This window comes from Sandaracinaceae bacterium, assembly GCA_016706685.1.
Classification (GTDB): domain Bacteria; phylum Myxococcota_A; class Polyangia; order Polyangiales; family Houyiibacteriaceae; genus JADJJE01.
Map to the genome: position 1 here is coordinate 49,875 of JADJJE010000037.1, position 26,839 is coordinate 76,713.

At 69.8% G+C, this 26,839-nt stretch carries 28 protein-coding genes and 2 pseudogenes; 7 read left to right on the forward strand and 23 right to left on the reverse strand.

Annotation, left to right across the window (positions count from 1 at the left end; genetic code table 11):
- Positions 1-7: 7 nt before the first annotated feature.
- The 12 genes from IPI43_28705 to IPI43_28760 all read right to left on the reverse strand — a co-directional run bounded on the left by IPI43_28705 (position 8) and on the right by IPI43_28760 (position 9,655).
- A complete protein-coding gene (locus tag IPI43_28705) occupies positions 8-463 on the reverse strand; it encodes a cyanoglobin (GenBank protein ID MBK7778051.1) in 456 nt (151 codons plus the stop codon).
- Positions 460-1,422: an ABC transporter substrate-binding protein gene (locus tag IPI43_28710; GenBank protein ID MBK7778052.1), complete on the reverse strand. Its 963-nt coding sequence runs from the start codon at positions 1,420-1,422 to the stop codon at positions 460-462. The genes IPI43_28705 and IPI43_28710 overlap by 4 nt, the downstream gene beginning before the upstream one ends.
- The gene (locus IPI43_28715; protein MBK7778053.1) at positions 1,419-2,216 is read right to left on the reverse strand and encodes an ABC transporter ATP-binding protein; all 798 of its coding nucleotides are present in this window, start codon (positions 2,214-2,216) and stop codon (positions 1,419-1,421) included. The genes IPI43_28710 and IPI43_28715 overlap by 4 nt, the downstream gene beginning before the upstream one ends.
- The gene (locus IPI43_28720; protein MBK7778054.1) at positions 2,213-3,202 is read right to left on the reverse strand and encodes an iron ABC transporter permease; all 990 of its coding nucleotides are present in this window, start codon (positions 3,200-3,202) and stop codon (positions 2,213-2,215) included. Before IPI43_28720 ends, IPI43_28715 begins: the two co-directional genes overlap by 4 nt.
- A gap of 56 nt (positions 3,203-3,258) precedes the next feature.
- The gene (locus tag IPI43_28725) at positions 3,259-4,710 is read right to left on the reverse strand and encodes a hypothetical protein (protein MBK7778055.1); all 1,452 of its coding nucleotides are present in this window, start codon (positions 4,708-4,710) and stop codon (positions 3,259-3,261) included.
- Between the two features lie 82 nt (positions 4,711-4,792).
- Positions 4,793-5,611, reverse strand: a complete 819-nt coding sequence (locus IPI43_28730) for an SDR family oxidoreductase (protein MBK7778056.1) — start codon at positions 5,609-5,611, stop codon at positions 4,793-4,795.
- A gap of 24 nt (positions 5,612-5,635) precedes the next feature.
- A complete protein-coding gene (locus tag IPI43_28735) occupies positions 5,636-6,694 on the reverse strand; it encodes an alpha/beta hydrolase (protein MBK7778057.1) in 1,059 nt (352 codons plus the stop codon).
- 52 nt (positions 6,695-6,746) lie between these two features.
- Entirely contained in the window at positions 6,747-7,145 is a 399-nt protein-coding gene (locus IPI43_28740; GenBank protein MBK7778058.1) for a hypothetical protein, read from the reverse strand.
- Between the two features lie 96 nt (positions 7,146-7,241).
- On the reverse strand, positions 7,242-8,111 hold the full coding sequence (locus IPI43_28745) for an MBL fold metallo-hydrolase (protein ID MBK7778059.1): 870 nt from the start codon (positions 8,109-8,111) through the stop codon (positions 7,242-7,244).
- Positions 8,112-8,126: 15 nt separating this feature from the next.
- Entirely contained in the window at positions 8,127-8,564 is a 438-nt protein-coding gene (locus IPI43_28750) for a GNAT family N-acetyltransferase (GenBank protein MBK7778060.1), read from the reverse strand.
- A gap of 68 nt (positions 8,565-8,632) precedes the next feature.
- Positions 8,633-9,202, reverse strand: coding sequence for a PIN domain-containing protein (locus IPI43_28755; GenBank protein MBK7778061.1), 570 nt, complete (start codon positions 9,200-9,202; stop codon positions 8,633-8,635).
- A gap of 3 nt (positions 9,203-9,205) precedes the next feature.
- Positions 9,206-9,655, reverse strand: coding sequence for a helix-turn-helix domain-containing protein (locus tag IPI43_28760; GenBank protein MBK7778062.1), 450 nt, complete (start codon positions 9,653-9,655; stop codon positions 9,206-9,208).
- A 142-nt stretch (positions 9,656-9,797) separates the two neighbouring features.
- Between IPI43_28760 and IPI43_28765 the strand changes: the two genes are divergently transcribed.
- The 3 genes from IPI43_28765 to IPI43_28775 are packed head-to-tail and all read left to right on the forward strand — an operon-like array spanning position 9,798 to position 12,013.
- A complete protein-coding gene (locus tag IPI43_28765) occupies positions 9,798-10,931 on the forward strand; it encodes a hypothetical protein (protein ID MBK7778063.1) in 1,134 nt (377 codons plus the stop codon).
- A 52-nt stretch (positions 10,932-10,983) separates the two neighbouring features.
- Complete coding sequence (locus IPI43_28770; GenBank protein MBK7778064.1) at positions 10,984-11,415, forward strand: hypothetical protein; 432 nt, start codon at positions 10,984-10,986, stop codon at positions 11,413-11,415.
- 25 nt (positions 11,416-11,440) lie between these two features.
- Positions 11,441-12,013: a hypothetical protein gene (locus tag IPI43_28775; GenBank protein MBK7778065.1), complete on the forward strand. Its 573-nt coding sequence runs from the start codon at positions 11,441-11,443 to the stop codon at positions 12,011-12,013.
- Between the two features lie 16 nt (positions 12,014-12,029).
- Here IPI43_28775 and IPI43_28780 read toward each other — a convergent pair whose 3' ends face one another.
- The 10 genes from IPI43_28780 to IPI43_28825 form a co-directional block, all read right to left on the reverse strand.
- A complete protein-coding gene (locus tag IPI43_28780; GenBank protein MBK7778066.1) occupies positions 12,030-12,377 on the reverse strand; it encodes a DUF1304 domain-containing protein in 348 nt (115 codons plus the stop codon).
- 20 nt (positions 12,378-12,397) lie between these two features.
- A complete protein-coding gene (locus IPI43_28785; GenBank protein ID MBK7778067.1) occupies positions 12,398-13,006 on the reverse strand; it encodes a TetR family transcriptional regulator in 609 nt (202 codons plus the stop codon).
- 76 nt (positions 13,007-13,082) lie between these two features.
- Complete coding sequence (locus tag IPI43_28790) at positions 13,083-14,468, reverse strand: FAD-dependent oxidoreductase (protein MBK7778068.1); 1,386 nt, start codon at positions 14,466-14,468, stop codon at positions 13,083-13,085.
- 504 nt (positions 14,469-14,972) lie between these two features.
- Positions 14,973-15,755: an SDR family oxidoreductase gene (locus tag IPI43_28795; GenBank protein MBK7778069.1), complete on the reverse strand. Its 783-nt coding sequence runs from the start codon at positions 15,753-15,755 to the stop codon at positions 14,973-14,975.
- Complete coding sequence (locus IPI43_28800) at positions 15,752-18,124, reverse strand: acyl-CoA dehydrogenase (protein ID MBK7778070.1); 2,373 nt, start codon at positions 18,122-18,124, stop codon at positions 15,752-15,754. Before IPI43_28800 ends, IPI43_28795 begins: the two co-directional genes overlap by 4 nt.
- A 2-nt stretch (positions 18,125-18,126) precedes the next feature.
- Positions 18,127-18,909: an SDR family oxidoreductase gene (locus tag IPI43_28805; protein ID MBK7778071.1), complete on the reverse strand. Its 783-nt coding sequence runs from the start codon at positions 18,907-18,909 to the stop codon at positions 18,127-18,129.
- Entirely contained in the window at positions 18,906-19,811 is a 906-nt protein-coding gene (locus IPI43_28810) for an SDR family oxidoreductase (protein MBK7778072.1), read from the reverse strand. The genes IPI43_28805 and IPI43_28810 overlap by 4 nt, the downstream gene beginning before the upstream one ends.
- Positions 19,812-19,845: 34 nt before the next feature.
- Positions 19,846-20,877, reverse strand: coding sequence for an NADP-dependent oxidoreductase (locus IPI43_28815; GenBank protein ID MBK7778073.1), 1,032 nt, complete (start codon positions 20,875-20,877; stop codon positions 19,846-19,848).
- Between the two features lie 15 nt (positions 20,878-20,892).
- The gene (locus IPI43_28820) at positions 20,893-22,107 is read right to left on the reverse strand and encodes an acetyl-CoA C-acetyltransferase (GenBank protein ID MBK7778074.1); all 1,215 of its coding nucleotides are present in this window, start codon (positions 22,105-22,107) and stop codon (positions 20,893-20,895) included.
- Positions 22,108-22,118: 11 nt separating this feature from the next.
- On the reverse strand, positions 22,119-23,825 hold the full coding sequence (locus IPI43_28825) for an acyl--CoA ligase (GenBank protein MBK7778075.1): 1,707 nt from the start codon (positions 23,823-23,825) through the stop codon (positions 22,119-22,121).
- A 200-nt stretch (positions 23,826-24,025) separates the two neighbouring features.
- Here IPI43_28825 and IPI43_28830 point away from each other — a divergent pair.
- The 4 genes and pseudogenes from IPI43_28830 to IPI43_28845 all read left to right on the forward strand — a co-directional run bounded on the left by IPI43_28830 (position 24,026) and on the right by IPI43_28845 (position 26,229).
- Positions 24,026-24,391 (forward strand): annotated as a pseudogene (locus IPI43_28830) (HIT family protein).
- 565 nt (positions 24,392-24,956) lie between these two features.
- Positions 24,957-25,247, forward strand: a pseudogene (locus IPI43_28835) (DEAD/DEAH box helicase family protein).
- A gap of 23 nt (positions 25,248-25,270) precedes the next feature.
- On the forward strand, positions 25,271-26,026 hold the full coding sequence (locus tag IPI43_28840; protein MBK7778076.1) for a DEAD/DEAH box helicase family protein: 756 nt from the start codon (positions 25,271-25,273) through the stop codon (positions 26,024-26,026).
- Positions 26,023-26,229, forward strand: a complete 207-nt coding sequence (locus IPI43_28845; GenBank protein MBK7778077.1) for a hypothetical protein — start codon at positions 26,023-26,025, stop codon at positions 26,227-26,229. The genes IPI43_28840 and IPI43_28845 overlap by 4 nt, the downstream gene beginning before the upstream one ends.
- A gap of 150 nt (positions 26,230-26,379) precedes the next feature.
- On the opposite strand, the gene IPI43_28850 is transcribed toward IPI43_28845, so the two are convergent.
- Positions 26,380-26,769, reverse strand: a complete 390-nt coding sequence (locus IPI43_28850) for a hypothetical protein (GenBank protein MBK7778078.1) — start codon at positions 26,767-26,769, stop codon at positions 26,380-26,382.
- Positions 26,770-26,839: the final 70 nt, after the last annotated feature.

Consider the following 26,839-nt stretch of genomic DNA (forward strand, 5'->3'; position numbering starts at 1 on the left):
TCGTGCGTCAGCCCTCGATGTTGCGCAGGAAGTTGGCCACGTGCGCGAAGCGCTCGTCCAAGAACGCGCGCAGCTCCCCCGTGACGCCGCAGTCGGTGAGCGCCTGGTCCATGCAGCGCAGCCACGCGTCGCGCATGGCGAGATCGATGGGCACGCGGGCATGGCGCATGCGCAGGCGCGGGTGGCCATGGCGCGCCTCGTACTCCGCCGGGCCACCCAGCCAGCCCAGCAAGAACAGCGAGAAGCGCTCGCGGCTGCCGGCGTCCACCTTGCCGCGCTCGTCGCGCGCGTGCAGCAGGGCCAGCGCGGGCTCGCGCTCCTCCATCACGTCGTAGAAGCGCTGAGCGATCTGGTCCACGCGGGCGCGGCCCGAAGCCAGGTCGCCGCCCGCGGAGAGGGCCAGCACGTCGAAGGGGGTGAGCTCGGCGCTCTCGTCGTGGCTCGGGTCTGTGGGGCTGCTCATTCGGGTCTCGGCTCCTGAGAAGGCGAAAAGGTGGGTGCGCCGTGCACCAAGGCCCGCAGCCGCTCCGCGCACGGCAGCATGCCCAGACCCGGGTCGTTCAAGAGGCCGCTGGGCAGCTCCACCACGCGCGCGCCTCCTTCCCGCTGACACGCGCGCAGCGTGCGCAGGCCATCGCGCTCGCACAAGAGCCGCCCCGTGCCCTCGTGCACCACCACCACGTCGGGGTCCAGCTCCAGCACCTGCTCGGGCGTGAGCTCGGGCCAGCTGTCGAGGTGCGCCACCGCGTCGCGCAGGCCCGCCGCTTCGAGGACATCGTGGTAGCTGGTGTGGTTCGCGCCGCCGTACAGGCCCCGCCCGATGACGCCCAAGTAGAGCCCGCGCGGGCGTGCAGTCTGCGGCACGTCGGCCGCCACCATGCGCATGCGCTGCGCCAGCCGTTGACCCAGGGCTTCACCCACTGGGCCCTCGCCCACCAGCCGCGCGATGTCGTGCGCGTCCTGCAGGAAGCTCTCGATGCCGCGCATCTCGCCCATGACGAAGACCTGCACCCCTGCGTCGCGCAGCTGCGCTACCTGGCCCCCGGCGGACATCCCACTCACGATGACCAGGTCGGGACCGAGCGCCAGCACCTGCTCCACGCTCGCACCGTCCACGCTGTGCAGCGACTCGAAGCGGTGCGGACCGAGGCCGTCGCGCATGCTCCCGGAGACACCCACCACGCGCCACGCGGCGATGGTCTCGAGCAGGATGGCGTCGGCGATGGGCGACATCGAAGCGACGCGACGGTAGGCGTGCACCGGCACGGCGGTCCCTTCGGCGTCGCGGACTTCGCGCGCCGCCGCGTTGGGGTCAGGCGTCGAAGGCGGCGTGGGGGCGTCCGTCAGCGCGATGGCCACGCACGCGCCCACGGCCATCAGCAACGCGGTGCCGTTCAGCACGTGCGTGCGCGCCACGGTCATGGCTCGGCCCCCGCGCGGCCCGCGCTCTCCACGGGCAGCGTGAAGCGCAGGCCGGCGCGCTCTTCGGTCTCCACGCCGTACACTCGCCGAATGGTCTCGCGCGACAGCACCTCGCGCGACACGCCCAGCTGGTCCACGCGGCCGTCGTGCAGCAGCAGCGTCCGGTCGGTGTGGCGAATGACGTCGTCGAGCGCGTGCAGCACCACCACGATGGCGTAGCCCTCGCCCGCCAGGCGCTGCAGCAGCTCCAGCAGGCGCAGGCTCTGCTCGAGGTCGAGCGCCGCCGTGGGCTCGTCCAGCAGCAGCACGCGCGCACCCGTGGCCAGCGCACGCGCCATCAGCACCCGTCGCTGCTCGCCGTAGCTCAGCGCCGTGAACGGCCGCGCCCGCAGCGCGCTCGCGCCCGCCTGCTCGAGCGCCGCGTCGATGTGCTGGCGGTCTTCGCGCCCCAGCCGGCCGAGCGCGTCGCGGTAGACGTGGCGGCCCTGCTCCACCACGCGCGCCACCGGCAGCGCGGCGCTCAGGCTCGAGCGCTGCGGCACGTAGGCCACCTCGCGAGCCCGCAGGTGCGCCGGCGCGCTGGCCGAGACCCCGCCCACCTGCAGCTGCCCCGTGAACGGCCCCAGGCCCGCGATGGCGCGCAGCAGCGTGGTCTTGCCGGCGCCGTTGCGCCCTGCGATGCACAGCACTTCGCCGTGGTGGGCCGTGAAGCTCACGTCGCGCACGATGTCGCGCGCGCCGAGGCGCAGCGTGACGCCGGCCGCCGTCACCGCGGCTTCGCGAGCCGGGCTCACGCGTCGCGCTCCATGCGCCGCTGGCGCAGCAGGAGCCACAAGAACACGGGCGCCCCCAAGAGCCCCGTGACCACGCCCAGCGGCACTTCGGCGCGGGTGGGGAACGAGCGCGCCGCCACGTCGCACAGCACCGCGAACGCGCCACCCAGGAGCGCGGCTGCCGGCACCAGGCTGCGGTGGGTGCTGCCCACGATGGGGCGCAGCACGTGCGGCACGATCAGCCCCACGAACGCGATGCTGCCGGCCAGCGTGACCGCCGCCGCGGTGAGCACGGACACCCAGATGACCACCCACGAGCGCGTGGCGCGCACGTCCACGCCCAGCGTCTTGGCCTCCTCTTCGCCCGACAGCAGCACGTCCAGCGTGCGTCCCCATGCAAACGCCATGAGCGTGCCCACCAGCACCAGCGGCGTGCACAGCGCGATGACCCGCAGCGACGTGCCCGTCACGCTGCCGAGCGCGAAGGCCACCACCGCGCGGCCCACCTCCCAGGACTCCTGCGCGATGCTGGTCACGAAGCTGGCCACGCTCAGGAACAGCGACCCGAGGATGAAGCCCACCAGCAGCAACACCACCGAGTCCGAGTCCTGCCGCACGAAGACCAACAGCAGCGCCAGCGACAGCGCAGCGCCCACCAGGCAGCCCAGCGGCAACAGCACGTCCGCCGACAGCGTCCCCGAGCTGGCCACCAGCAGCGGCTGGAACGCCAGGATGGCGAGCCGCCCGCCGAGGTTGGCGCCCGCGGTGGTGCCCAGCAGGTCCGGGCTGGCCAGCGTGTTGCGAAACAGCCCCTGCACCAGCACGCCCGCCACGCCGAGAGCGCTCCCCGCCAGCATGCAGGCCAGCGCGCGCGCCCCGCGCAGAGACAAGAACACGTCGCGCAGGGCTGCGTCGCTCAAGTCACCCGCGCCCACCCACAGCGACAGACCGAAGGCCAGCGCGGTGAGCAGGGTGAGGGTGATGTAGACGGTCGCGCGGCGCGCCATGTGCGGGGGGTGTCAGGCCTGCGCAGCCAGCGCAAGCCGGGGCGCGCCCAGCACGCTCACTCGAAGATGATGGTGCCGCAGGGGAAGTTGATGTCCAGCTCCGACTCGCCGTCCTTCCACGTGTCGCAGGCGTCGCCGTTCAGCCGGATGGTGGTCGGGTTCAGCAGGATCCAACCGTTGCCGTTCTCGTCGGCGTCGAGCGGCAGCGTCTGGTTGCCGCCGGGCGCCTGGAGGATGACCGTCCCCGTGTCTTCCTCTCCGGCCGGCACCGAGCCGTTCAGGGTCACGTCGCAGGAGATGCGGTCGCGCAGGATGCCCGAGAGGGCCGTGTTCAGCGCCGTGACATCGTTGGCCGAGAAGAACTGCGCCCGCGTGGCCATGGGCTCGTTGCGCGCCAACCCCTGGCCCACGTTGGCCAGCTCTTGGAAGTGCCCGGAGCTGATGCCCACGCCGATGACGAAGGTGGGGATGCCCGCAGTGAAGGCGGCCTCCACGGCCAGCAGCGACTCCTCCTGCCCGTTCTGCGGGTTGGGCTGCGAGCACGTGTCGGGCTCGCCGTCGGTGGCCAGGATGATGAAGGTGTCCTGGTCGGGCAGGGGCGGGATGACGTTCTGCACCACGTGGTTGACGCTGGCGCCGGTGGGCGTCTCGTCCGCCCACGTGGTGGCCTCGTAGGCCGTGGTCAGCGCGCCGAGGCCGCCCGAGATGGGGAAGTTCACGATCTGCGGGCAGGTCGCCGTGGCGTCGCCAGGGTGCTCACCGGTGGTGTTGCAGACGCCGTCCGTGCAGAGCGGGATGGCAGCGCTGCTGCCACCTTGCGCCCGCGCCGTGTAGAGCGAGAGCACGAAGTTGATGCGGTTGCCCAGCGAGGGGAACAGGCCCGTGCTCATGTCGCGCCCGTTGGCCATGTTGGTGGTGCGCACGCCCAGGATCGCGTCGCGCACGGCGTCCCAGCGGTTGGGCACGCCCTCGCAGTCGCCGTCCGAGCACGTGAAGCCCGCCGGGCACTGGGCGTTGGTGGTGCAGTTCACGGCGCACCCCGCCGGTTGACCGCCGCCCGTGCAGGGGTTCGTCCCGAAGTCGGCGTTCATGCTGCCCGACTGGTCCACCAGCACCACCACGTTGGGCACCACGCGGTCGGCCATCACCGTCTCGTCCACGCAGCCGCCCATGTCCACCACGGGGCCCAGGTCGGGCACCGGTCCGTTGTCCGGGCGGGGCCCGAGGTCGGTGCTGTCGCTCGGCACACATTGCCCGGTGCTCGAGCACATCTCGTTGGCGCGGCACTGGTCGCCGGCGGGCGTGCAGTCGGCTTCGCACACGCCGTCGTCGTCGCAGTAGAGGCCGGCCCCGCAAGGGCTGCCCGCGCCACACGCTTCGCCGCACCCGGTCAGCGAGAGCGTGTCGCAGATGCCGCGCGTGGGGCCGTCACTGCTGCAGCTGCAGCCTGGGGAGAACGCACTCAAGAGGATCATGAACGCGGGGACCCAGGGCTTTACGCATGTCATGCGGGCCAGGATAGCAACGACCTCAATCCACTGACAACGGAATCGCAGATCATGCCGTATTCTGGCTGTCTACGGGCTGCTGCTACGCGCCACTCGCGGGCGGCGCCTTCTCCACCGCGCTGCTCATGCTCAGCTCGATGACGCGGGGCAGCCAAGCGCGCGGGATGAAGCGCAGCATCCACACGCTGAACGCGTTCATGAAGCCCGTGACCACGCTGCGGCGGCCGCGCAGCATCTTGTCCACCGCGATGGCGGCGCAGGCCTCGGCGGTCATCATGGCGAACTCGCCGGACTTCTTGAGCACCTGCCCGCCGCGCTCCAGGAACTCGGTGCGTGTGCCGCCGGGGCTCACCGAGATGGCGCGCACGCCGGTGTTGCGCAGCTCGTAGTCCAGCGCCTCGGTCAGGTTGCGCACGTAGGCCTTGCTGGCCGCGTAGCTGGCGAAGTTGGGGCAGGGCGCGAAGGCCCCCGTGGACGCGATGTTCATGATGCGGCCGCGCTTGCGCGGGATCATGGCCTTGGCGAACAGGTGCGACAGGTGGGTGAGCGCGATGACGTTCACCTGCAGCATGCGCTGGTGCTTCAGCCAGTCGATGCGCACGAAGTCGTCGTAGAAGGCGAAGCCCGCGCAGTTCACCAGCACGTCCACGGCCTTGCCCGCGCCCTCGGTGGCGTCGAACAGCTGCTGCGGTGCCGCGGGGTCTTCGAGGTCGCTCTGCAACGCCTCCACCGTGACGCCGTGCTCGGTGCGCAGCTGCTCGGCCAGCGTCTCTAGCCGGTCGAGGCGGCGCGCGGTGAGGATCACGCTGGCCCCTTCCGCGGCCAGCTTGCGCGCGATCTCCTGGCCGATGCCGCTGCTGGCGCCGGTGACGAGGGCGCGTTGGCCTGCGAGTCGCTTCATGGTTCGAACTTTCTACGAGGCGCGCTACGCCCAGCGCCGGCGCGGGGCCAGCATGGGCTTGCCGCGCAGGAAGCGCAGCAGCACGCGGTTGTACTCGCGGCCTCGCTCCTGGTTGGGCGAGTGCGCGGCGTTGGCGATGACGTGCAGCCGCGCGCGCGCACCGGCGCGGGCCCGCAGGCGCTTGGCCACCGGCACGGTGAACACGCGGTCGTGCTCGCCCCACAGCAGGAGCACGTCTTTGTCGATGGCGCGGCCTTCCCACTCGGGCGCCTCGATGCGCGCCACCAGCTGCCGCATGGTCTCGGCCTTCTCTTCACGGTGCGTGGTGAACATCTGCTGGTAGGCCTCCACCAGCGCGAAGTGCGGCACGGGCGGCGGGCGGTGCCAGGCCACGGAGAGCAGGCGCCGGATCTCCTCCGGGTGCTGCGGCAGCAGCAGCTCGTTCATGTCGCTCACGCCGAAGTGGTCGAGCGTGGCCTGGTGATCTTCACGCAGGTACTCGGGCCCCGAGCTGTTGGAGAGCACCACGCGCTCCACGCGCTCGGGGTGGCTGGACGCCATCTCGCAGGCCACCAGCCCACCGAACGAGATGCCCACCGCGTGCGCGCGCTCGACGCCGTAGCGGTCCAGCAGGTCTAGGCAGGTCTGCACCTGGCACTCGAGCGAGAAGTCGTCGCCGTGGCCCACGCTCTGCCCGAAGTAGAGCAAGTCTGGGACGAACAGGCGGAAGTGGCGGCTGAGCGCGACCACCTGCGGGTGCCACTGCCACATGGCGTCGCTGCCGAAGCCGTGCAGCAAGAGCAGCGCGGGCTTGCCCGGAGGGCCCACCCACACGTGCATCTGGCCGAGCGGCAAGGTCACCACCTCGGCCTCGAGCTTGGCGCGGCGCATCTGCCAGCGGATCCACTGCTCGGGCACGAACAGCGGGCGCGTCACCTCACGCATGGCCGCGCGGGCGCGGTGCGTCCACGTGGGCGGCGTGATGGCCACGCGCTCGTTGGCCCCTTCGCTGAAAGGGCTGACGTCGGAGTTGAGGGGGAGGGCGGGGAGCGCGCTTCTCTGGGGGGACTCGCTCGGCAGCATGGACGAGTGTTGTAACCCCTTTCGGATCCAGGGTCTACGATGCGGACAGACGTCAGGCGGCTTCGCGACGCAACGTGGCGAGCCACGCCATGCCCTCTTCGCGGCTGGAGGCGAGGTAGTGCGGCATGGGGAACGGCCGCACCCACAAGATGGCGGTCAGCACGCCGCGCTGGAGCGCGTTGGACAGCACGATGACCTGCCCCGCCACGGTCTCCGCCAGCAGCGCCTCGTTCTCCTCCAGGAACTCGGCCATGCGCTTGCGCTCCTTCGCGCCAGGCGGGGTCGAGCTGCGGCCGTCCACGATGATGCCCAGCTTCATACGCGCCGCGCGGGCGGCGAGCATCCGCTTCCGCAGGACGTCGTGGTAGCTGTCGTACTCTTCAGCGTCCACCTTGCCGGTGATGGTGATCAGGATGTTGGGCGGGACGGTGTCGTCGAAGTGGATGGGCATCGGCTCGGGTGCGTGTCCCCGCCTGCCCTCACGATACTGCGTCTCGCGGTGGACGTGAAAGCGTTGTCGTCACGTCTGACGCGACGGTGTGTTGCCTCACAGTTCCACGCTCCCCAGCAGCGGCACGGTGCCAATGCGCACGCTTGGGTCCACGGCCGTCAATCCCTCCACCAGGCGCGGCATCTGCATGGCGGGCAGCGCCTTGGCGCCCGCGTCCATGGGCGCGAAAAAGTTGTCCCAGTGCGACAGCAAGATGGCTCCCGGACGGATCGCGCCCATCACGCGCGGGCAGAAGCGCGCGGTGGTGGTCCAGCCCGCCACGCACATCATCAGCAGGTCCACGTCACGCTCCGGGTACGCGTCCAAGAGGTCTGCGCTGCCCAGGTGATAGAGCCGCTTGCCCGCCACGCGGATGTCCACGCCGAAGACGGCACCGCAGCGGTAGTGCCCCGTGCGCAGCGGGATCTGGTCGCAGTCCGAGATGTCGCCCGGCATGGGGATGCGCCCCAGCATGAAGGCCGCGTGCACGCTGGGGATGAAGCGCAGCTCGAACGGTCCCACCTCCACCTTGGTGGGCTGCCCGCGGCGTGACTCCACGTCCATCACCTGGTGCTCGGGCAGGCCCTCGATGCGGCAGAGGTGCACACACGAGCGCGAGCCATACACCTTGGCCCCGGTGTGGCGCGCGATGGCCGGCACGTCCAGCACGTGGTCGAAGTGCGTGTGCCCCGTGACGATGGCGTCGGCCTTCGGCGCGAAGCGGCGCACCGCGTCGGCGTCACTCACCAGCGGCGCGCGCGCACACGCCAGCAGCGAAGCGCGCGTGACGTAGGGGTCGATCAGCACGGTGTAGCCGTCGTGCTCGATGCAGAAGCCCGCGGTGCCCAGCCAGCTCACGCGGATGGGCGCGCGCCCCGTGGGGACGTCGAACGCGCGGGGGCCGAAGGCGATGTCTTCTGGACGCATGGCGCGGAGCGTACGCTAGGGCTCGAACACGAAGAAGCGCACAGGCGACTCCTCGGCTCCGAGCGCCCGATAGAAGTCGAGCGCGTGGGTGTCTTCTTCGTCGGCCGGGACGAAGCTGGTGTCGATGCCCTCGGCCAGGCCGCGCGCGTGGAGCTCTTCGACCAGCGCACGCCCGATGCCGCGGCGCTGGTGATCGACGCGCACCGCCAGGTCATAGATGAACAGCTCCGACGTGGCGGTGCGGGTCATGGGCAACACGTGCGCGGTCAGCCCGCCGACCATCGAACCATCTTCGACCGCTGCGAGGATGAAGAGGTCCGCGCGCTGCAGGAGGCGCTGCACGTACTCGTCCGGGAGCACCGCGCGCTCTTCCTCGAACACTTGCGCCATCATGGTGAACAGCTCGTGCGCCTGCTTCAGGTGGCTGGGACCCAGCCTCTCCACGGTGAACATGCAGCCGATTCTAGCGCGTCTCTTGGATTCGACGCCGGCTGCGATGGCCGCTGCTTGTGCGACAGTGATCAGAGCGCGGCCACAACGAGCGCCCGGAGGCTCGACACGGACTGCGCGAGCCCTTGGGACGCAAGCAGGTCCAGCAAGTCGGAGACCGACATCGGTGGACTCTTGAGCGCTCGAGCCTGATCTGACACGGCTGCAATGACAGCCCCTGGGGCTGCGTTCATCACGTCGAGCAGAAAGTCATCCGGGTGACGTGCCACGATGCCCAGCGGCCCGAGTGTGGCGTCTGGGAAGTCCTTCAGGTTGAAGGTGATCACCGCCTCGGCGCCGGCGTGAATCGCTGCGGCGAGCACGTGACGGTCACCTGGATCGGGGAGAACGAGGCCAGCGATCAGACTCTCGTGCCCTGTCACCAGAGCATCTCGCACAGCGCGGTTCATCAACGTTCGCGTCCGTTGGAGCGCCGCTTCGTTCAGATCGGGGCGCCGCACGAGGATGTTGCGAAAGCACTCATCGAGGATCTGGCTGCTCCAACGCGCCCGGACCGCGCCGGAGATCGCTATGCGAACCAACAGGTCCCTCAGTGGCGCGGGGAACAACACGTTCGCGTCGTAGACGACGGTGAACGTCACGCTTCAGTATCCGAGGCCGAGCTTCTGAGCTTCCGCCGACAGTTCGTCGGCAATGGCACGACGTTCGGCGTCGTCGCGCTCCTTGTAGGCGAGTAGGTCCGACATTCGTACGCGACGGTGAGTGCCGACCTTGCGGTAGGGAATCGCGCGCGCGTCCAGCTGCCCGATCAGGAAAGGGCGCGACACGTTCAGGAAGTCGGCGGCTTGCTGCGTGGTGACCTCGGCGTTCATCGGCACGATGGTCACCGCGCTGCCGTTGGCGATCTGCCCGAGAACGTCGATGAGGGCGCTCACGGCCTCGGACGGCAGTGTGACCGAGACCTCTTCACCCGTTGGAGAGCGGACCGAGACATACGTCTCCACGCGCTCAGCCAGCGTCAGTGGCTCGAGGCGCAGCAGCGCAGTGCGGGCGCGCTCGGATGCCTCCATGGTTGGTTCGCGTGTTGGTGGCATGGCGGACTCTCCTTCAGGACCCACAGTATAGGGTCTCGCCGGCACAAACGCAATAATCGAATTAATCGAAATATTCGTAAGAGCCAGCGACCGCCCCTTCCCGCGTGGCCGCGCGAGGTGCACTTCGTGGAATGCTTCCCGTATGACCCGGTCCGTTCTCGTCCTCCCAGCGCTCGCATGCCTGATGGCCTGCGGCAGCGAGCCCACTGCACCGGCTGCTTCTGCAGCGGCGCCCGCGCCCTCCGCGGCGCCCGCGCCCGCCGCGCGCTACACCCTGCACGAGTGGGGGCTCATCGGGGTCGACGCCTCGGCCCGCGGTCCGGCCACCATTGGCACGGTCGTCTCGCACCCCCCGCCGCTCACGGGCCTCGATGCGCTCGAGCACTGGGGCGAACAGATTCCCGAGGTGATCTCCGACGCCCCGCTGACCTCGGGGACGCATGGCCCACAAGGCGGCAAGCCGGTCATCTACCTGCACGTGCCCGAGGGATCGCCGCCGGTGGACGTGTCCGTGCGCGTGCGCCTGCCCCACGATGGCCTCGTCGAGCACTGGCCGCCGGGCGAGCCCAGCAGCGGCGCGCTCACCTGGAACGTGACGGCGCGCAGCGGCGCGTGCACCCGCCCTACCGCGCCCCCCACGGGAGACTCCGAAGCCTGCCGTGGCGTGCGCGACGCGTTCTGCGAGGCCGCCGAGATCCCGCGCTACTACGGAGCGAACGACACCTGCGTGCGCGTCGGGGAGGCCGAGGCCGAGCTGCTCTTCTATCGCGGCGCGGGCCTCGATGCGTCCAGGCTGCCGCTCGCGATGGTGCGGATGCTCAGCGAGTGGCAGACCACGAAGCGAGACTCCGCAGTGCTCGAGGGCCCCGTGCTGCTGGTGGAGCTGGTGGACGGTGCCCCACGCCTGCGCGTGCTGACCGCGCCCGACTACGCCATGCCGGCCGAAGGGGACCCGGTGATCACGCCCGGCCAAGCCCGCGCGCTGCTGCGCGCCGAGGCCACTCGCCGAGGGCTGGCCCCTGCGGAGGCCGACGCGTTCTTGGACGCGTGGTCGCCCGCGTACTTCGGTCCCTGCTTGCGCACCGGCCCCGTGGCTGAGGGACGCCCGCCCGTTTCACTGGCCGAGGCCGGGCGCGCGCTGCTCTACTTCGCCCCCGAGGCGCTAGTGGACACGTTGCTGCCGCTCGAGCTGACGCCTGCACCCGAGGCGCGCCACCGCGTGTTCCTGGTGCGCTACGTGGACCCGGAGTCGCGCGTAGAGCTTCCGCGCGAGTAGCCTCAGCACCTACACAGACAAGCTCCGAGCGGCTGTGTAGGCTCGCCGGCGCATGAAGATCGACATCGACCGCAGCGAGTGGCCGCTCATCATCGTCAAGTGGCCCAGCGGAGCGCTGAGCGACGAGCTCATCGAAGACTACCTGCGGCAGTCCGAGGGTGACCTCACGCGGCGCGAGATCCACTGCATCTTGCACGACGCGCGCGGCTCCATGGGCCTCAGCGCGGCGCAGCGGAAGCGCTTCGCGGAGCACCTCGCGCGGCACAGCGGCACCATCGCCACGTGGACCTCGGGGGTGGCCATCGCCACACCCAGCGCCCTCATCCGCGGCATGATCACGGCCGTCAACTGGATCACCGGCACGCCCTGCCCGCAGAAGCAGTTCGCCACCGCGCTCGAGGCGCACGCGTGGCTGGCCGAGACGTACCAGCAGAAGACCGGCAAGCAGGCGCCGTTCGACCCGCGCGCGCTGCGCGCCTCTTGAGGACCACGAGCAAGTTACCTGCCCCATGGACCTTCGCGATGACCAGCCTCGTTCACCGCTCTCGCTGCGAGAACGCTTCCGGGCTTTCGTCGCGGACGAGCTCCGTTACAAGCGGTTCCTGCTGCAGCTCGAGGAAAACTCCGAGCTGATGTGGTGGCAGGAGCGCCTCTGGGAGCAGTTCGTGGCTGCAGAAGGCATCTCGTTGTCTGCCGACTACCAGGTGGTCGCGCCCATCTTCGCGGGCGCGTTGGCTGAGGTGATGCCGCGCCATGAACTCGCCGAGGAGGACGTCCCCGCGTGGTGCTCCATCACCGCACTCGAGGGGAGCGCACCCGTGCAAGGCTGGGGGACCTGTCGCGGACATGCGTGGTACTCTCGCGCACGCTGGGGCGACTGGGAGGTCATCGTCTCTGAGGGGACGACGAACGGTGGAGACGGCCCTGCCGTTTTCGATCTGGACAGTGCCTCCGCCTTTCGACGCGACGGTGGCTATGGCGATGAGCGATACGATGCTTCCTACATGCCGGTCGCGGAGGCTCGCTACTTCATCGTATCGGCGCTTCGCGAATTCATGGATGAGCGCCTCGGCTCATCCTGAGCCGCACTGCCGGGCGTTAGAGGTTGGCCCACCCCAGCGCGAGCGCGATGGCCGCCGGCAGCGCCTGGATGAACAGGATGGAGCGCTTCGCCGAGGCGGCGCCGTACACGCCCACCACCACCACGAACACCAGAAGCATGGCGCGGGCCGCGAGTTCTCCGCTCACTTGCGCCCAGACGATGCCGGCCGCGAGCGCCCCGTTGTAGACGCCCTGGTTGGCGGCGACCACGCGCGTGGTCTCGGCCTGCTCGGCGGTCTGACCGAAGCGCTTCCGCACCTTGGGCGTGGTCCAGAGGAAGGTCTCGAAGACCATGAAGAGCACGTGGAGCGCGGCAACGAAGAAGGTCGCGATGGCGGCGAGCATCGCGCGAGGATAGCCGGTCTTCAGGCCGCGAGTCCGGCGAGCAGGCGCTCGAACAGCACCATGAGCCGCTCGCGGCTGGGGGTCTCCGACGGGGCGGCCAGCGCGGCGATCTCGATTCCGCGCAGCGTGGCGAGCACCAGCTGGGCGTCGACCGACGGGCACGGGGACCCGGCCAGCGACGCATACGCGAGCAGCACGGACTCGAGGCGCCCCTGCCAGGCCGCGTAGCTCTCCTCGAGATCCGGCTGCCGCCCCACGTGCAGCACCAGCTCGTACTCCGAGATGAGCCCCTCTCGGTCTTCGAGGAGGTCCGAGAGCACGATGTCTGCCAGCAGGCCCGCGGCGGCGCGCGTCATGTCCTCGCTCGGCTCGATGGGCTTCGCCAGGCGCGCGATGCGCGAGCCGGCCGTCTCGGCGTAGTAGCGGAGCGCCTCGCGCAGCAGCACCTCACGGGACTCGAAGTAGTAGGTGGTCGCGCGCAGGGAGGTGCCCGCCTCGGCCGCCACCGCTCGGTGCGTCACGCCGCGGGCCCCCTCACGCGCCAGGACTCGGAGCGTGGCCGCCAACACCTCGCGCTGCGTGGCTTCACCGCGCGCCTGTCGGCCTCGCTTCGCTCCGCTGTCCGTCATGCCCGCACCTTGGCGCGCATCGCGGGTGGACGCACGCAGCCCCCCGGCAGCACGGCGCAGGCGAGCGGGCTCGCGTTCACGCCTGGGCGCGCAGCTCGCGCAGCACCTCGGCCGCCACGCGGTCGCCCGACTCGAGCGCGCCTTCCATGAAGCCCGTGGACTCGAGCGCCGTCTCCGTGCCCGCCCAGTGGATGCGGCCCACGGGCGCTCGCAGCGCAGGGCCGAAAGCCGAGAGCGTGCCGGGCGGAAAGGTCGCGATGGGCGCGCCCAAGATGAAGGGCTCCACCGCCCAGTCGTTCTCCAGGTAGTGCGTGGGGGTCCGCGCGCGCTCCCCGAAGTAGCGGACCAGGGTGTCGAGCACGAAGCGACGACGCTCCTCCGCGGGGCGCTCGGACCAGCCTCTCGCGGGCGAGCCCGTCACGAACATCAGCAGCGCCGCCTGGCCACCCGGGGTGGTGTCGTCGAACGTGACAGTGCCGAGGTCGGTGGACACCGACTCTCCCGACAGCCCTGCGTTTCGCCAGAAGCTGTCCTGGTAGAGAGCCAGCACCTTGATGGTGGCGCCCATGCCCGAGCGCTGCGTCATCTGGTCCCGCATGGTGGGGAGCGGCGGCTCGTACTGGATGCGATCGGCGAGCGCGATGGGCACCGTCACGACCACGCGCTTGGCGCGGAACGCCCCCACGTCGCTCACCACCTGCACCCCGTTGGCGTCCTGCGTGATCTTCCGCACCGGCGCCGACGTGTGCACTGTGCCCGCGAGCGGCACCATGCGCGTGCACAGCTGCTGCGCGCCGCCAGCCACCCAGCGGTCCTGCTGCCCATCGTGCGACGCGATCAGCTTCTCGAAGCCACCGCCCGAGTGCAGGTAGTGGAGGAAGTGCAGGAACGAGAGGTTGGCCAGGTCCATGCCGAAGATCACGCGGACCGCGCCGTTCACCATCGCGATCACCGACTCGTTGCGCAGGTTGCGCTTGGCCCAGTCGAGCGCGGTCATGCCGTCCCACTCCACGGCGCGCGGGCAGTCCCACGGGTTGTCCTTGGGGACCTGCGCGCACAGGCGGTCGATCTTCCAGATGCCAAACTGCGCCACGATCAGCGTCCACGGATTGACCCGCGGGATCGTCCCCGAGTACGTGGAGATCGCGCCACGCAGGTCGAGGATGCGCTTGCCCACTGCGTAGGTGGGCGTGGTGGTGAGGCCCAGCTCGTCGATGAGCGCGTACATCCGCGGTTGACCCGGGCCCGTCCACTGGCCGCCCACGTCGAAGCGGTGCCCGTTGACCTCCACGGTCTTGGTTCGCCCGCCGACCTCGTCGCGTGCCTCCAGCACGATCACGCGCTGGCCCTTGGCGGTGAGGCGCCGTGCGGCGTTCATGCCCGAGAGGCCGCCTCCTACGACGATGACGTCGGCGTCCGGCGCGTTCTTTTCCGATGCTTCTGGTTGTTCGGGGTTGGCCATGCCCCTGTCTAGCTCGGGCGGGGGCGGGTGGCTATGGATTTTGTAACAAATGTTCCCATTTGGTTCGGGGGGCTGCCGGTTCGTCCCGCCGGGGTGCCGGCTCGCTGGCTGCGAGGTTCTATGGCCACCCACCGCTTCAGCCTGATGCTTCAACACATCTTGCTAGGGACGGATTCGCCTTGCTGCAAGGCACTATGGGCACCCCCGGCTGGAAGCCGGGGGCAGCAAACCAGGTGGCTGATGAGCATAAAGTCCCCCGCCTTTCGGCGGCGGACTACGTGGCTACCAGCAGGGTTTGCCCTACTGAGGGTAGTCAGAGACTGCGTCCGGCCACCCTTGGTAGAACACACCCCGTTGTCGATCAGGCAGTCCGCCCAAGGGCGGACTTTCGGCAGGTCCAGGCCTGGTCTGCTGCCCCCGGCTTCCAGCCGGGGGTGCCCATAGAACCTTGCAGCGCGACCGGCCGGTCTCCGACCCTGATGTCTAGGCTCCCCCCGCCCCGCCTCAAGCCCGCTGAGACGAAGCCGAGATCACCTCACCGGTCAGGTACGACGCGTAGTCGCTCGCCAGGAAGATCATGATGTTCGCCATCTCCCAAGGCTCGGCCCCGCGGCCATACGCCTCCTTGGACTCGAGCTCCTCGAGCAGCTCCTTGGTCGTCACCTTCACCAAGAACGGGTGCTTCGCCAGGCTCGGCGCAATCGCGTTGATGCGCACGTTGTGGTCCGCGGCCTCCACCGCCGAGCAACGCGTGAACGCCATCACACCGGCCTTCGCCGCCGCGTAGTGCGCTTGCCCCTTCTGCGCGCGCCAGCCCAACACCGAGGCGTTGTTCACGATGGCGCCGCTCTTGCGCGCGTACATGTGCTTCAGAGCGGCGCGGGTGCAGCGGAAGGTGCCCGTGAGGGTCACGTCCAGCACCACGTTCCACTCGTCGTCGGTCATGTCCACCACGTCCTTGGTGCCGCCCAGGCCCGCGTTGTTCATGAGCACGTCGATGTGGCCCATCTGCTCGATGGCCGAGGCGAACATGTTCTGCACGTCCTCTTCCTTGGTGACGTTGCAGAGCACCATGCCGGGCTTCATGCCGGTGGCGGCCTCCACGCGCTCGGCGGCCTCGTTCAGGCGGCGCTCGTGGATGTCGCTGATCACCATCTTGGCGGCGCCCTCCTCGGCGCAGCGCTGCGCGGTGGCGTAGCCAATGCCCGTGCCCGCCGCGGCGGTGACGAGCACGGTCTTGCCGGCCAGGAGGTTCTTGCCAACGGGGTAGTTCGGAACGGTCTTCATCGGGGCTCCCGTGGCAAGCCGAGCGCGCGCTCGCCAATGATGTTGCGCTGGATCTGGTTGGTGCCCGCGTAGATGGTGTCCGAGCGGGCGAAGAGGAAGGACTTCTGCAGGGTGGTGAGCTCGTAGGGGCCGTGCTCTGCGGGGGGCAGCGCCAGCTCGCTCTCGGCGCCCAGCACCTCCATGGCCAGCTCGCCGAAGTCGCGGTGCCAGTTGCTCCAGTAGAGCTTGGCGAACGACGCCTCGCGGCCGAGCTCGGTGGTGTCCACCGACAGCGTGCGCAGCGCGTTGATGCGCATGATCTTGAGCCCGATCCACGCGTGCGCGATGCGCTGCCGCAGCACCGGGTCTTGCAGCGCGCCGTTGCGCTTGGCGGCCGCCAGCACCTGGTCGAACTCTTTCTGGAACTGCTGCTGCTGCGCCAGCGTGGACGCGCCGCGCTCGAAGGCCAGCGTGCCCATGGCCACGCGCCAGCCGTCGTTCACGGCGCCGACAACGTTCTCCTCGGCCGTCTTCGCGCCGTCGAAGAACACCTCGGCGAACTCGCTGCCGCCCGTGATCTGCTCGATGGGCACGATGTTCACGCCGGGCTGCCGCATGGGCACGAGCAGGTAGCTGATGCCCTTGTGCTTCTGCGCGGTCTTGTCGGTGCGGCACAGCACGAAGCAGTAGTCCGCCCAGGGCGCGAGGCTGGTCCAGACCTTCTGGCCGTGGATGACCCACTGCCCGTCCACCAGCTCGGCGGTGGTCTGGATGTTGGCGAGGTCGCTGCCCGCGTTGGGCTCGCTGTAGCCCTGACACCAGATCTCGGAGCCATCCACGATGCCCGGCAGGTACTTCTGCTTCTGCGCCTCGCTGCCGAAGTGGATGAGCGTGGGCCCCAGCAGCGTCTCGCCAATGTGGCCGATGCGCCCCGGGCCGCCCGCGCGCACGTACTCCTCGTTGAAGATCACCTCTTCCATCAAGGGCACGCCGCGTCCGCCGGCGCTCTTGGGCCAGCCCACGCAGTTCCAGCCGGCCGCGCCCATCACGCGGTTCCAGTCCATGCGGAGATCCACCGCGTAGTGCTCGTCGCCGGGGCCGCCGCGCCCCTTGAGGCTCTCGAAGCGGCCGGTGAGGTGCTCCGCCAGCCAGGCGCGCACCTGCTCGCGGAAGGCCTCTTGCTCGGCCGTGAGCTCGAGGTCCATGGACCCGCCCTGGCCCAGCATGGACGCCACGCGCTCGCGGTGGTGCTGCGCGCTGCCCAGCAACGTGCGGCTGCTCTGCGCGCGCTTGAAGTAGAGGTGCGCGGCGTGCTCCCAGGTGAAGCCGATGCCGCCGTGGATCTGGATGCTCTCGCCCGCGCAGTGGAAGAACGCGTCCGAGCAGTAGGCCTTGGCGCTGCTGGCCGCCTCGCTCAGCTCGCGCGCCTTGTGGTCCGTGATGTCACCCGCGCTCAAGAGCTGCGCCGCCACGGCGCTCGCATAGAACGCCACGCTGCGCGCGCACTCCACCTTGAGCAGCATGTCCGCGCACATGTGCTTGATGCTCTGGAACGAGCCAATCGGCCGCCCGAACTGCTGGCGCACCTTCGCGTACTCGACCGCCATGTCCAAGCACGCCTCGGCCCCGCCCACCTGCTCGGCGCACAGGCCCACGGCGGCCAGGTCCAGGATCACGGCGAGCGCGCGCGCGCCGTCCATCGCGGAGAGGCGAGCGTCCTCCGCCAGCACCACGCCGCTGAAGCGCAGGCTCCCGAGGCGCCGCGTCTGGTCCATGGTGGGCAGCGCGGTGCGCGTGAGCCCCGCGGTCTCTCCCGGCAGCACGAACAGGCCCAGCTCGGCCGGCGCGCCTTCGCCCCCGTCCACCCAGGCCGCCACCACCAGCAGGCTCGCGCTGTGGCCGTCCACCACGTAGCCCACGTCGCCGGTGAGCGTGTAGCCCTCGCCGGTCTTCGCAGCGCGCAGCGTGACGGCGTCGGCCCCTTCGCGGTGCGCGGCCACGTCGGGCCCGCGGTAGCCCAGCGTGGCGGTCACTTCACCGGCCGCGATGCCCGGTAGGTGCGCCTGCTTCTGCGCCGCGGTGCCCGCCACCAAGAGCGCGTTCGTGCCCAAGCACACCGTGCCGAAGAAGGGCGAGCAGAACACGTGGCGCCCCATCTCTTCCAAGAGCGGGTGCAGGTCCAGAGGCCCGAGGCCGATGCCGTCTTGCGCCTCGGGGATGACCAGCGCGGGCCAGCCCAGCTCGGTGGCCACGCGCTGCCACACGGCGGCGTCGTAGCCCAGCTCGGTCTTCATGGCCTTGTCCACGTGGGCCGCCGTGGACTCGGCGGCCAGGAAGCGGCGCGCCTGCGTGCGCAGCTCGTTCTGGTCTTCGGTGAAGCGGAATTCCATGACTAGTGCTCGGCCTTGTTTGCGGTGGCGGCGTCCAAGAAGGCGGGGCGCTCGCCGCCGCCGTGAATCAACAGGTCGGCTCCGCTGACATACGAAGCCAGCGGCGAAGCCAAGAACAGGCACGCGTTGGCGATGTCTTCCGGCAGCGCCAGGCGGCCCAGCGGCACGGTGGCCGACACGCGCGCGATGCCCGCCTCGTCGCCGTAGTGCAGGTGCGCCTGCTCGGTGCGAATCATGCCCGCGGTGATGGCGTTCACGCGCACGCGCGGCGCCCACTCCACGGCCAGCGAGCGCGTGAGGTTCAAGAGCCCCGCCTTGGCCGCGCCATAGGCCGCGGTGCCGGGCGAGGGCCGCGCGCCGCTCACGCTGGCGATGTTCACGATGTTGCCGCCGCTCGCCTGCGCCTGCATCACGCGGTTGGCTGCGACAGAGCAGTGCAGCGCCGAGGTGAGGTTGAGCGCGATGATCTTCTCGCTGAAGCGCGGCGACGCCGTGGCCGCCTCCGTGAAGGGCGCGCCGCCGGCGTTGTTCACCAGCACGTCCAGGCGCCCGTGCTGCGCCACCACCGCGGCCACCAGCTTGTCCACGCTCTCGGGGTCGCGCACATCGCAGGCCACGAACGAAGCCGTGCGCCCGCCCGCTGCCGGCAGCGTGTCGGGCGTCTTGCGACCACACACCACCACGTTGGCGCCCGCCGCCAGGAACGTCTCGGCGATGCCGCGCCCCAGCCCGGCGGTGCCGCCGGTGATCAGCGCCACCTGGCCCGTGTAGTCGAGCCCGCTCACGTGCCGTAGACCTTCACGAGCGGCTGCGCGGACTCCAGCATGCGCCCCACCACGGGGCCAATCTCGCTCGGGTCCCAGCGCTTGCCGATGTCCAGCACCTGGTCGCGGCGGTAGCCGTCGAACACGGTGATGTTGCCGCCGAAGATCTCCCACACGCGGCCGGTCACCTCGCTGCTCTCGCTGCTGGCCAGCCACGCCACGAAGGGCGACACGTTGGCCGGGTCGTTCACGTCGAAGCCCTCTTCCGGCGCCTTCATGGCGTCCGAGAACGCGCCCTCGGTCATGCGCGTGCGCGCGATGGGGCAGATGGCGTTGGCCGTGACGCCGTAGCGCTTGAGCTCCGCGCCCTGCACCAGCGTGAGCGTGGCGATGCCGGCCTTGGCGGCCGAGTAGGCGCACTGCCCCACGCTGCCCAGCACGCCCGCGCCGGAGCTGGTGTTGATGATGCGCGCGTCCACCTTGTTGCCGGCCTTCACCTGGTCACGCCAGTAGGCCGCCGCGTGGCGCGACAGGCAGAAGTGCCCCTTGAGGTGCACGTTCACCACCGCGTCCCACTCCTCTTCGCTGCAGCTCACGAACATGCGGTCGCGCACGAAGCCGGCGTTGTTCACCACCACGTCCAGCCGCCCGAAGGTGGCCACGGTCTCGTCCACCAGCGCCTTGGTCTGTGCCCAGTTGGCCACGTCGGCGCCGTTGGCAAACGCCTCGCCGCCCATGGCCTTGATGGCGCTCACCACCTCGGCGGCCGGGCCCTCGTCGCGGCCCTCGCCGTGGTTGGTGGCGCCCAGATCGTTGACCACCACCTTGGCGCCCTGACGCGCCAGCTCGAGCGCGTGCTCACGGCCGATGCCGCGCCCTGCGCCCGTGACGATGACCACGCGACCTTCACAGATTCCACTCATGTGCTTGCTCTCTCTTTCAAACGAAAATCCGCGGTCACACGGGGTCGGTGACCTTCACCATCAGCTTGCCGCGGTGGTCCCCCGAGAACAGGCGCAGCAGGTGCGCCGGCGCGTGCTCGATGCCATCCACGATCTCGTCGCGCGTCTTGAGCGCGCCCTCGCGCACGTACCCGGCCAGCTCGTCGCGGGCGGCGGCGTAGCGGTCGGCATAGTCCAGCGTCACGAAGCCCTCCATGCGCGCGCGCTTGGCCATGAGCTGCATGATGTTGCGCAGGCCCGGGCCCGGCTCGGTGCGGTTGATCTCGCTGATGGCCCCGCACACCACCACGCGCCCGCGCATGGCCAGGCGCGGCAGCACCAGGTCCAGCAGCTCACCGCCCACGCCGTCGAAGAACACGTCCACGCCCTTGGGGCACACGTCCTTCAGCTGCTGGCTCAGGTTGGCGCTCTTGTAGTTGAGCGCCGCGTCGAAGCCCAGCTCGCTGCACAGCCACTCGCACTTGTCGCTAGACCCCGTGAGGCCCACCACGCGGCAGCCGCGCAGCTTGGCCAGCTGCCCCACGATGCTGCCCACGCCGCCGGCGGCCGCGCTCACCAGCACCGTCTCGCCCGCCTCGGGGCGGCCCACGTCATAGAGCCCGAAGTAGGCCGTGAGCCCGTTGCCGCCCAGCACGTTGAGCATGGAGCTGAGCGGGATGCCGGGCACGGGCGTGATCTTGCCCATGAGCTGCTGCGCCGGCACCAGCGCGTATTCTTCCCAGGTGGCCAGCGCCTGGCACAGGTCGCCGGGCTGCCACTCGGGCACGCTGCTCAGCACCACCTGCGACAGCGTGCCGCTGCGCACCGGCGCGCCAATGGCGATGGGCGGCAGGTAGCTCTTGCTGTCGCTCATCCAGCCGCGGATGGCCGGGTCGAGCGAGAGGTAGATCTGCCGCAGGAGCACCTGCCCCGGCCCCACCGCTTGGGGCACGGGCCCCTCGGCCAGCGCAAAGTCCTCGGCCACGGGCACGCCATGTGGGCGCCGCGCGAGGAGGACTTGCTTCTGGGTGCTGGGCAGCGTGCTCATGCGACGTGCCTCACTTCACAGGCGCTCGATGATCATGGCCATGCCCTGGCCGCCGCCCACGCACATGGTCTCGAGACCGTAGCGGCCGCCGCTCACCTGCAGGCCGTGGATGAGCGTGGTCATGATGCGCGCGCCCGTCATGCCGAACGGATGGCCCAGCGCGATGGCGCCGCCGTTCACGTTGAGCTTCTCGTAGGGGATGCCCAGCTGCTTGGCCGAGGGCACCACCTGCGCCGCGAAGGCCTCGTTGATCTCCACGAGGTCGATGTCCTTGATGGTGAGGCCCGCGCGCGCGAGCGCCTGCTGGCTGGCGGCCACGGGGCCGAGGCCCATGATCTCGGGGTTGATGCCCGTGACGCCGCTCGACACGATGCGCGCCAGCGGCGTGAGGCCCAGCTCCTTGGCCTTCTTGTCGCTCATCACCAGCACGGCCGCGGCGCCGTCGTTCAGCGGGCAGGCGTTGCCGGCGGTCACCGTGGCGGCGTCGCCCATCCACTTCTTCAAGATGGGCTCGAGGCCGGCGATGGCGGCGAGCGTGGTGCCGGCGCGCGGGCAGTCGTCGGTGTCCACCACCGTGCCGTTGGCCAGCGTGACGGGCGTGATCTCGTCGCGGAAGAAGCCGCTCTTCTGCGCGGCCTCGGCGCGGTTCTGCGAGAGCACCGCAAACTCGTCCTGCTCGGCGCGCGTGACGCCCAGGCTGCCGGCCACGTTCTCGGCCGTCTGCAGCATGTTGGTGTAGACGTCGGGCAGGCCGTCCACGGCGGCCCACGGCGTGCCCGAGGCGAACGCCTTGCTGCGCGCCATGGCGTCGTTGAAGAGCGGGTTGAGCGTGCCCTCCATGCCGTCGGACTTGCCCTTGTCGAAGCGGCTCACGCACTCCACGCCGCCGGCCACGAACACGTCGCCCTCGCCCGCCTTGATGGCGTGCGCCGCCATGCGGATGGTCTGGAGCGACGAGCTGCAGTAGCGGTTCACGGTGGCGCCGGGCGCCTCGTTGAGGCCCGCCAAGAGCGCGACCACGCGGGCGAGGTTGTAGCCCTGCTCGCCGGCCGGCTGCGCGCAGCCGAAGAGCACGTCTTCCACGAGCTTCGGGTCCAGGTTGGGGACCTTCTGCAAGAGAGCCCGCACCACCAGGGCGCCCAGGTCGTCTGGACGTTGGTCCACGAGGGAGCCCTTCTTGGCGCGGCCGATGGGGGTGCGAGCGGTGGCAACGATGACGGCTTCGGGCATGACTCGGTCTCTCATTCTTCGATGAAGGCGCTTTGCTCGCCCAGCAGGACGTGCTTCAGCACCTTACCAGTGGCGTTCCGCGGAAGGGGCTCGGTCACGAACCGGAGCTCCGCGGGGACTTTGAAGTAGGCGAGGGTCTCGGACACCCACGCGCGCAGCGCAGCTTCTAGCTGTGGCGTCGGGGCGGGGGTGCCCTCCGTTACGCGCACGAAGGCGGCCACCCGCTGGCCGAGCTCCTCGTCAGGCACGCCCATCACCGCGCACTCGGCCACCTGCGGGTGGGCCTCGAGGCGCTGCTCAATCTCCTGCGGGTACACGTTCTCGCCGCCCCGCAGGATCAAGTCGCGCTTGCGGCTGCACAGATACAGGCGCCCGTCCTCGAGGTGCCCCACGTCGCCCGTGCGCAGCCAGCGCCCGGGAAGAAGGACGGCAGCCGTGGCCTCGGGGTTCTGGAAGTACTCCAGCATCACCAGCGGCCCGCGCACGTGGATGTCGCCGTCTTCACCCGGGGGCAGGGGCTGCCCGTCTTCGCCGCGGATCTCGAGCTCCACCGTGGGCACCGGCCGGCCCGCCGACGTGGGGTGCGCGCGCAGCTCGGGCCCCGGGTTGAGCGTGCTGAAGGCGCAGCCCTCGGTGAGCCCATAGCCCACGCCCATGGTCTCGCGCACCTGCGGCACCAGCGTGAGCGCCTGCTCTTGCAGCGGGGCCGGAATGGGCGACCCGCCGCCCCCCATCATGCGCAGGCTGCTCAAGTCGAACTTCCGCGCCCGCGGGTGGTGCACCACGCGGTGCAGCATGGTGGCCGTGTAGCCCCAGCCCGTGACCTTCTCGTCCTGAATGAGCTCCAGCACCCGCAGCGGCTCGAAGCGCCCCATGGTCCACACCGTCTTGGCCCCGCCGCCCAGCCCCGTGACCGCCGCGCAGTGCAGCCCCGAAACGTGGAACAGGGGGCTGGTGACCAAGATGCAGTTCGGGGTCGCGTCAGGAGCTGGCGGCTTGAGCGCCATGAGCCGCGCCCCGTGGAAGAAGCTCACCATGAGCAGCGAGCCCAGGTTGCCGTGCGTGTGCACCGCCGCCTTGGGCCGCCCTGTGGTGCCGCTGGTGTAGAGCATCACCGCGGGCATCTCTTCGGTGATGGGCGTGGTGGGCAACGCGGCGGGGGTGAGTGGGGCCTCGCGCAGGGCCGCCTCGAAGTCCGCGTCGATGGGCAGCACCCAGCAGGGCAGGCCGGCCAGCTGCTCGGCGCTGAGGCGCGCGAGGCGCTTCTCGTCCGCGATGAGGAGGGAGGGCTGGCAGTCGGCGATGCCGTACAGGATCTCGTCGGCCGTCCACCAGGCGTTGAGGCCCACCGCGACGGCCCCCAGGCTGGTGACGGCCCAGAAGCTGAGCACCCACTCGGGGCAGTTGGCGGCCAGGATGGCCACGCGGTCGCCGGGCTTGATGCCGTGGATGGAAGCGAGGTTGGCGGCCAGGGTGGCGACGAGCTGGAGGTGCTCGGCGTAGGTGTACCGGCGGCCGTCTTGCCAGACCATGTAGTCGGCTTGGCCGAAGGTGGATGAGCGCTGGAGAACGTCGCGCAGGGAGCGCGGGCGGTTCTTGAAGTTGGTGACCTGCTCGCCGAGGATGGTGGTCTGCTCCAGCTCGAAGGGCTGCCCTGGGCCCGTCAGGTGGGCCTCGATCGCGGCGAGATCGGGGGTGGGCGTGGCGTCGGCGGGCATGGCGGGGGCGGGTCGGCGAGCCGGGAGGGAGTAGAGTAGAACGTGTTTCAGTTTGTGCAAGGTGGGGGCCCCCGCTCCCCGTGTGTCTCGACCTACGTCGCAGTCTTGAGGGCGGCGTCCACAGCGTTCGTTGACGGCCGAGGGGAGCTTCCTGATACCGTCGCTCACCGTGCGAGGGATGCAGAGCGCGGGGCCCGCCAATGAAGGACTTCACCGAACTGTCAGCGTCAACCTGGGTCGCCAGCAACGCCCTCGCGTTTGCCGTTCGCGACAGGTTCCCGGTGACAGTCGGTCACACCCTTGTCATTCCACGCCGCGTCATTCCCGCACGGTTTGACGCTACCGACACGGAGCGGGCGGCTCTCGTCTCTCATCGACGAGGTCCGCATCAGCTCGACGCCCTGGCGCCCAAGCCCGACGGCTACAACGTCGGACTTCCAACGCGGGCGAAGCCGCCGGCCCAGACGGTGATGCACCTGCACCTGCACGTCATCCCTCGGTACCTCGGTGACATGGACGATCCGCGAGGCGGGGTCCGCCACGTCATCCCGAGCAAGGGCAACTACCTTCAGTCCGCCAAGCCTCTATCCACGGGCGGCGAGAAGGACCCGTTCTCCCGTCACATCCTTCCGCTGTTCGAGACCGCCAACGAGATCGCCATCGTCGCAGCCTTCGTCCAAGAGAGCGGCGTGCTGCGCATTCGGGCGGCGCTGCGCAGTGCGGTGCAACGAGGCGCCCAGGTCCGGCTGCTGACTGGCGACTACCTCGAGATCACTTCTGCAGTCGGCCTCGAGCTGCTGCTTGCACTCGAGGAGACCACACTCGAGGAGGCGACCGAATCCGGCTCGCTGAAGACCCGCGTGATCGAGGTCGACGCGCTCGAAGGACCAAGGTGTTCCACCCCAAGGCGTGGCGCTTCGAGGCGCCGCGCCACGGCATTGCGTTCGTGGGCAGCAGCAACCTCTCTCGGTCGGCGCTGGAGGCGGGCATCGAGTGGAACCTTCGGGTTGATCGTGACCGCGACCATGAGGCCTATACGCAAGTGCGCGCAGCGTTCGAGGGCTGGGACACGGCGACCCGCTCACAGCCCAGTGGCTCGCCTCCTACTCGCGTCGTGCGCAGCGAGCTGCCATGTCACGGGGGCTTGCAGGCGAGAAGGCCGAGGAGGTTCTGGAGCCGGCGCCCACGCCACACAGCGTCCAGCGCGAAGCGCTCGCGAAGCTCTCGAAGACCAGAGCCCAAGGCTTTCGCCGAGGGCTTGTCATCCTCGCTACCGGCCTTGGCAAGACGTGGCTCGCTGCGTTCGACTACCGGCAGCTCTGGGAGGAACTCGGCGCTCCGCCACGCCTTCTCTTCATCGCGCACCGTGACGAACTGTTGGAGCAGGCGGCGCTGACGTATCGGCGCCTGCTCCGCACACACGGCGAGTTCCCCACTGTGACCTGGTGTCGCGGGACTCAGGAGACCTCTCGGGCGACCTGGTGTTTGCCTCGGTCGCGAAGCTCACGCGGAAGGAGCAGCTCGCCGCTTTGGCCAACGAGGTGTTCGACTACGTGGTCATCGACGAGGTGCACCACGCCGCCGCCGACTCGTACCGCCGGATCCTCGACGTGCTCGCGCCGCGGTTCCTGCTGGGGCTGACCGCTACCCCGGATCGTGCGGACGCACGCGACATCTACGGCCTCTTCGATGACAACGAGGTCTACCGGGCGGACATCGGGCGCGGGATTGCCGAGCAGAAGCTGGCCCCGTTCCACTACTTCGGCGTGAAGGACGAGATCGACTACGACCACATCCCCTGGCGCAACAAGCGGTTCGACCCCGACGAACTCGCCAAGGCGGTCCAGACCGAAGCTCGCATGGCCACGCTCTGGCGGGCTTGGGGCGAGCACGCGGGGACACGATCGCTGATCTTCTGCTGCAGCGTCGCCCACGCCCTCTACGTGCGCGACCACCTTCGGACGCGTGGCGTGCGAGTGAGCGCGGTGTTCGCTGGCGAAGGGTCCGACTCCCGCGAGTTGTCGCTACGTGCGCTCGCGAGCGGGGACCTCGACGCGGTCTGCGCGGTGGACCTCTTCAACGAGGTGTCGACGTCCCGGCTATCGACCGCGTCATCATGCTCAGGCCCACCGAGTCGAGTGTGCTGTTCCTCCAGCAGCTTGGCCGCGGGTTACGCGCCAGTCCTGGGAAGGAGGCCGTGACCGTCGTGGACTGCGTGGGCAACCACAAAGTCTTCCTCGAACGTGTTCGCACGCTGCTCTCCCTCGGGGGCAGGCGCGACGCGGTGCGCCCGTTCCTGGAGAGCGATGAGAAGGCCACGCTGCCGGAGGGCTGTTGCCTCGGCCTCGGTTTCCTCGGAGGCCAGCCACCTCGCGCGGTTGTACAGATCTGGCGGCGCCGATGAAGTAGAGCGTGCGTACCGCGAACCCGGGATGCCCAGGAGGCCCGACCCACGGCAGGCCAGCTTCAGCGTGCCGGCTACCTACCAGGAATCTTGCGCGAACGATATGGCAGCTGGTTCGAGTTCGTAGGGAGTGAAGGGGACCTCGACGAGTCAGAGCGTTCCGCGCTGGCTGCGGCCCAGATGCTCCTGCGTGAGGTCGAGACTACCGAGATGACGCGGTCGTTCAAGATGGTGACGCTCGAAGCGCTGCTCGAGGCCGATGCCCTCTTCACCGGACTGCCCCTCCGCGAACTCGCACTTGGCGCCCACGCGATTCTCCGCCGTTCCCCGGAGTTCTTCACCGACATCGCGGAGGCCGAGCGCCGGGAGTCCATCACAGCTGCCGATGAGCGTCGCTGGCTGACCTACTGGCGGAAGAACCCCATCGACAGCTGGACCACGGGCAAGGCAGGACGTCGCGTCTGGTTCCAACTCGACGGGGAGCGCTTCGCACTCGCGGCACCATTCGACGCACACATTCAGCGCGCGGATCGCGCGCATGGTCCGCGAGTTGGTCGACTACCGGCTGGCTCAGTACCGCGCACGGAAGCGTTGGGGCGTCAGCGCCGAA

What these genes read in the sequence shown, in the direction of transcription:
- IPI43_28725 (MBK7778055.1), bottom strand. Translation starts at nt 4,710, where the DNA reads ATGACATGCGTAAAGCCCTGGGTCCCCGCGTTCATGATCCTCTTGAGT.
- IPI43_28760 (MBK7778062.1), bottom strand. Translation starts at nt 9,655, where the DNA reads ATGCCACCAACACGCGAACCAACCATGGAGGCATCCGAGCGCGCCCGC.
- IPI43_28745 (MBK7778059.1), bottom strand. Translation starts at nt 8,111, where the DNA reads ATGCGTCCAGAAGACATCGCCTTCGGCCCCCGCGCGTTCGACGTCCCC.
- IPI43_28710 (MBK7778052.1), bottom strand. Translation starts at nt 1,422, where the DNA reads ATGACCGTGGCGCGCACGCACGTGCTGAACGGCACCGCGTTGCTGATG.
- IPI43_28740 (MBK7778058.1), bottom strand. Translation starts at nt 7,145, where the DNA reads ATGCCCATCCACTTCGACGACACCGTCCCGCCCAACATCCTGATCACC.
- IPI43_28800 (MBK7778070.1), bottom strand. Translation starts at nt 18,124, where the DNA reads ATGGAATTCCGCTTCACCGAAGACCAGAACGAGCTGCGCACGCAGGCG.
- IPI43_28795 (MBK7778069.1), bottom strand. Translation starts at nt 15,755, where the DNA reads ATGAAGACCGTTCCGAACTACCCCGTTGGCAAGAACCTCCTGGCCGGC.
- IPI43_28705 (MBK7778051.1), bottom strand. Translation starts at nt 463, where the DNA reads ATGAGCAGCCCCACAGACCCGAGCCACGACGAGAGCGCCGAGCTCACC.
- IPI43_28780 (MBK7778066.1), bottom strand. Translation starts at nt 12,377, where the DNA reads ATGCTCGCCGCCATCGCGACCTTCTTCGTTGCCGCGCTCCACGTGCTC.
- IPI43_28850 (MBK7778078.1), bottom strand. Translation starts at nt 26,769, where the DNA reads ATGCGCGCGATCCGCGCGCTGAATGTGTGCGTCGAATGGTGCCGCGAG.
- IPI43_28720 (MBK7778054.1), bottom strand. Translation starts at nt 3,202, where the DNA reads ATGGCGCGCCGCGCGACCGTCTACATCACCCTCACCCTGCTCACCGCG.
- IPI43_28785 (MBK7778067.1), bottom strand. Translation starts at nt 13,006, where the DNA reads ATGACGGACAGCGGAGCGAAGCGAGGCCGACAGGCGCGCGGTGAAGCC.
- IPI43_28820 (MBK7778074.1), bottom strand. Translation starts at nt 22,107, where the DNA reads ATGCCCGAAGCCGTCATCGTTGCCACCGCTCGCACCCCCATCGGCCGC.
- IPI43_28750 (MBK7778060.1), bottom strand. Translation starts at nt 8,564, where the DNA reads ATGTTCACCGTGGAGAGGCTGGGTCCCAGCCACCTGAAGCAGGCGCAC.
- IPI43_28770 (MBK7778064.1), top strand. Translation starts at nt 10,984, where the DNA reads ATGAAGATCGACATCGACCGCAGCGAGTGGCCGCTCATCATCGTCAAG.
- IPI43_28765 (MBK7778063.1), top strand. Translation starts at nt 9,798, where the DNA reads ATGACCCGGTCCGTTCTCGTCCTCCCAGCGCTCGCATGCCTGATGGCC.
- IPI43_28815 (MBK7778073.1), bottom strand. Translation starts at nt 20,877, where the DNA reads ATGAGCACGCTGCCCAGCACCCAGAAGCAAGTCCTCCTCGCGCGGCGC.
- IPI43_28735 (MBK7778057.1), bottom strand. Translation starts at nt 6,694, where the DNA reads ATGCTGCCGAGCGAGTCCCCCCAGAGAAGCGCGCTCCCCGCCCTCCCC.
- IPI43_28810 (MBK7778072.1), bottom strand. Translation starts at nt 19,811, where the DNA reads ATGAGTGGAATCTGTGAAGGTCGCGTGGTCATCGTCACGGGCGCAGGG.
- IPI43_28790 (MBK7778068.1), bottom strand. Translation starts at nt 14,468, where the DNA reads ATGGCCAACCCCGAACAACCAGAAGCATCGGAAAAGAACGCGCCGGAC.
- IPI43_28730 (MBK7778056.1), bottom strand. Translation starts at nt 5,611, where the DNA reads ATGAAGCGACTCGCAGGCCAACGCGCCCTCGTCACCGGCGCCAGCAGC.
- IPI43_28775 (MBK7778065.1), top strand. Translation starts at nt 11,441, where the DNA reads ATGGACCTTCGCGATGACCAGCCTCGTTCACCGCTCTCGCTGCGAGAA.
- IPI43_28825 (MBK7778075.1), bottom strand. Translation starts at nt 23,825, where the DNA reads ATGCCCGCCGACGCCACGCCCACCCCCGATCTCGCCGCGATCGAGGCC.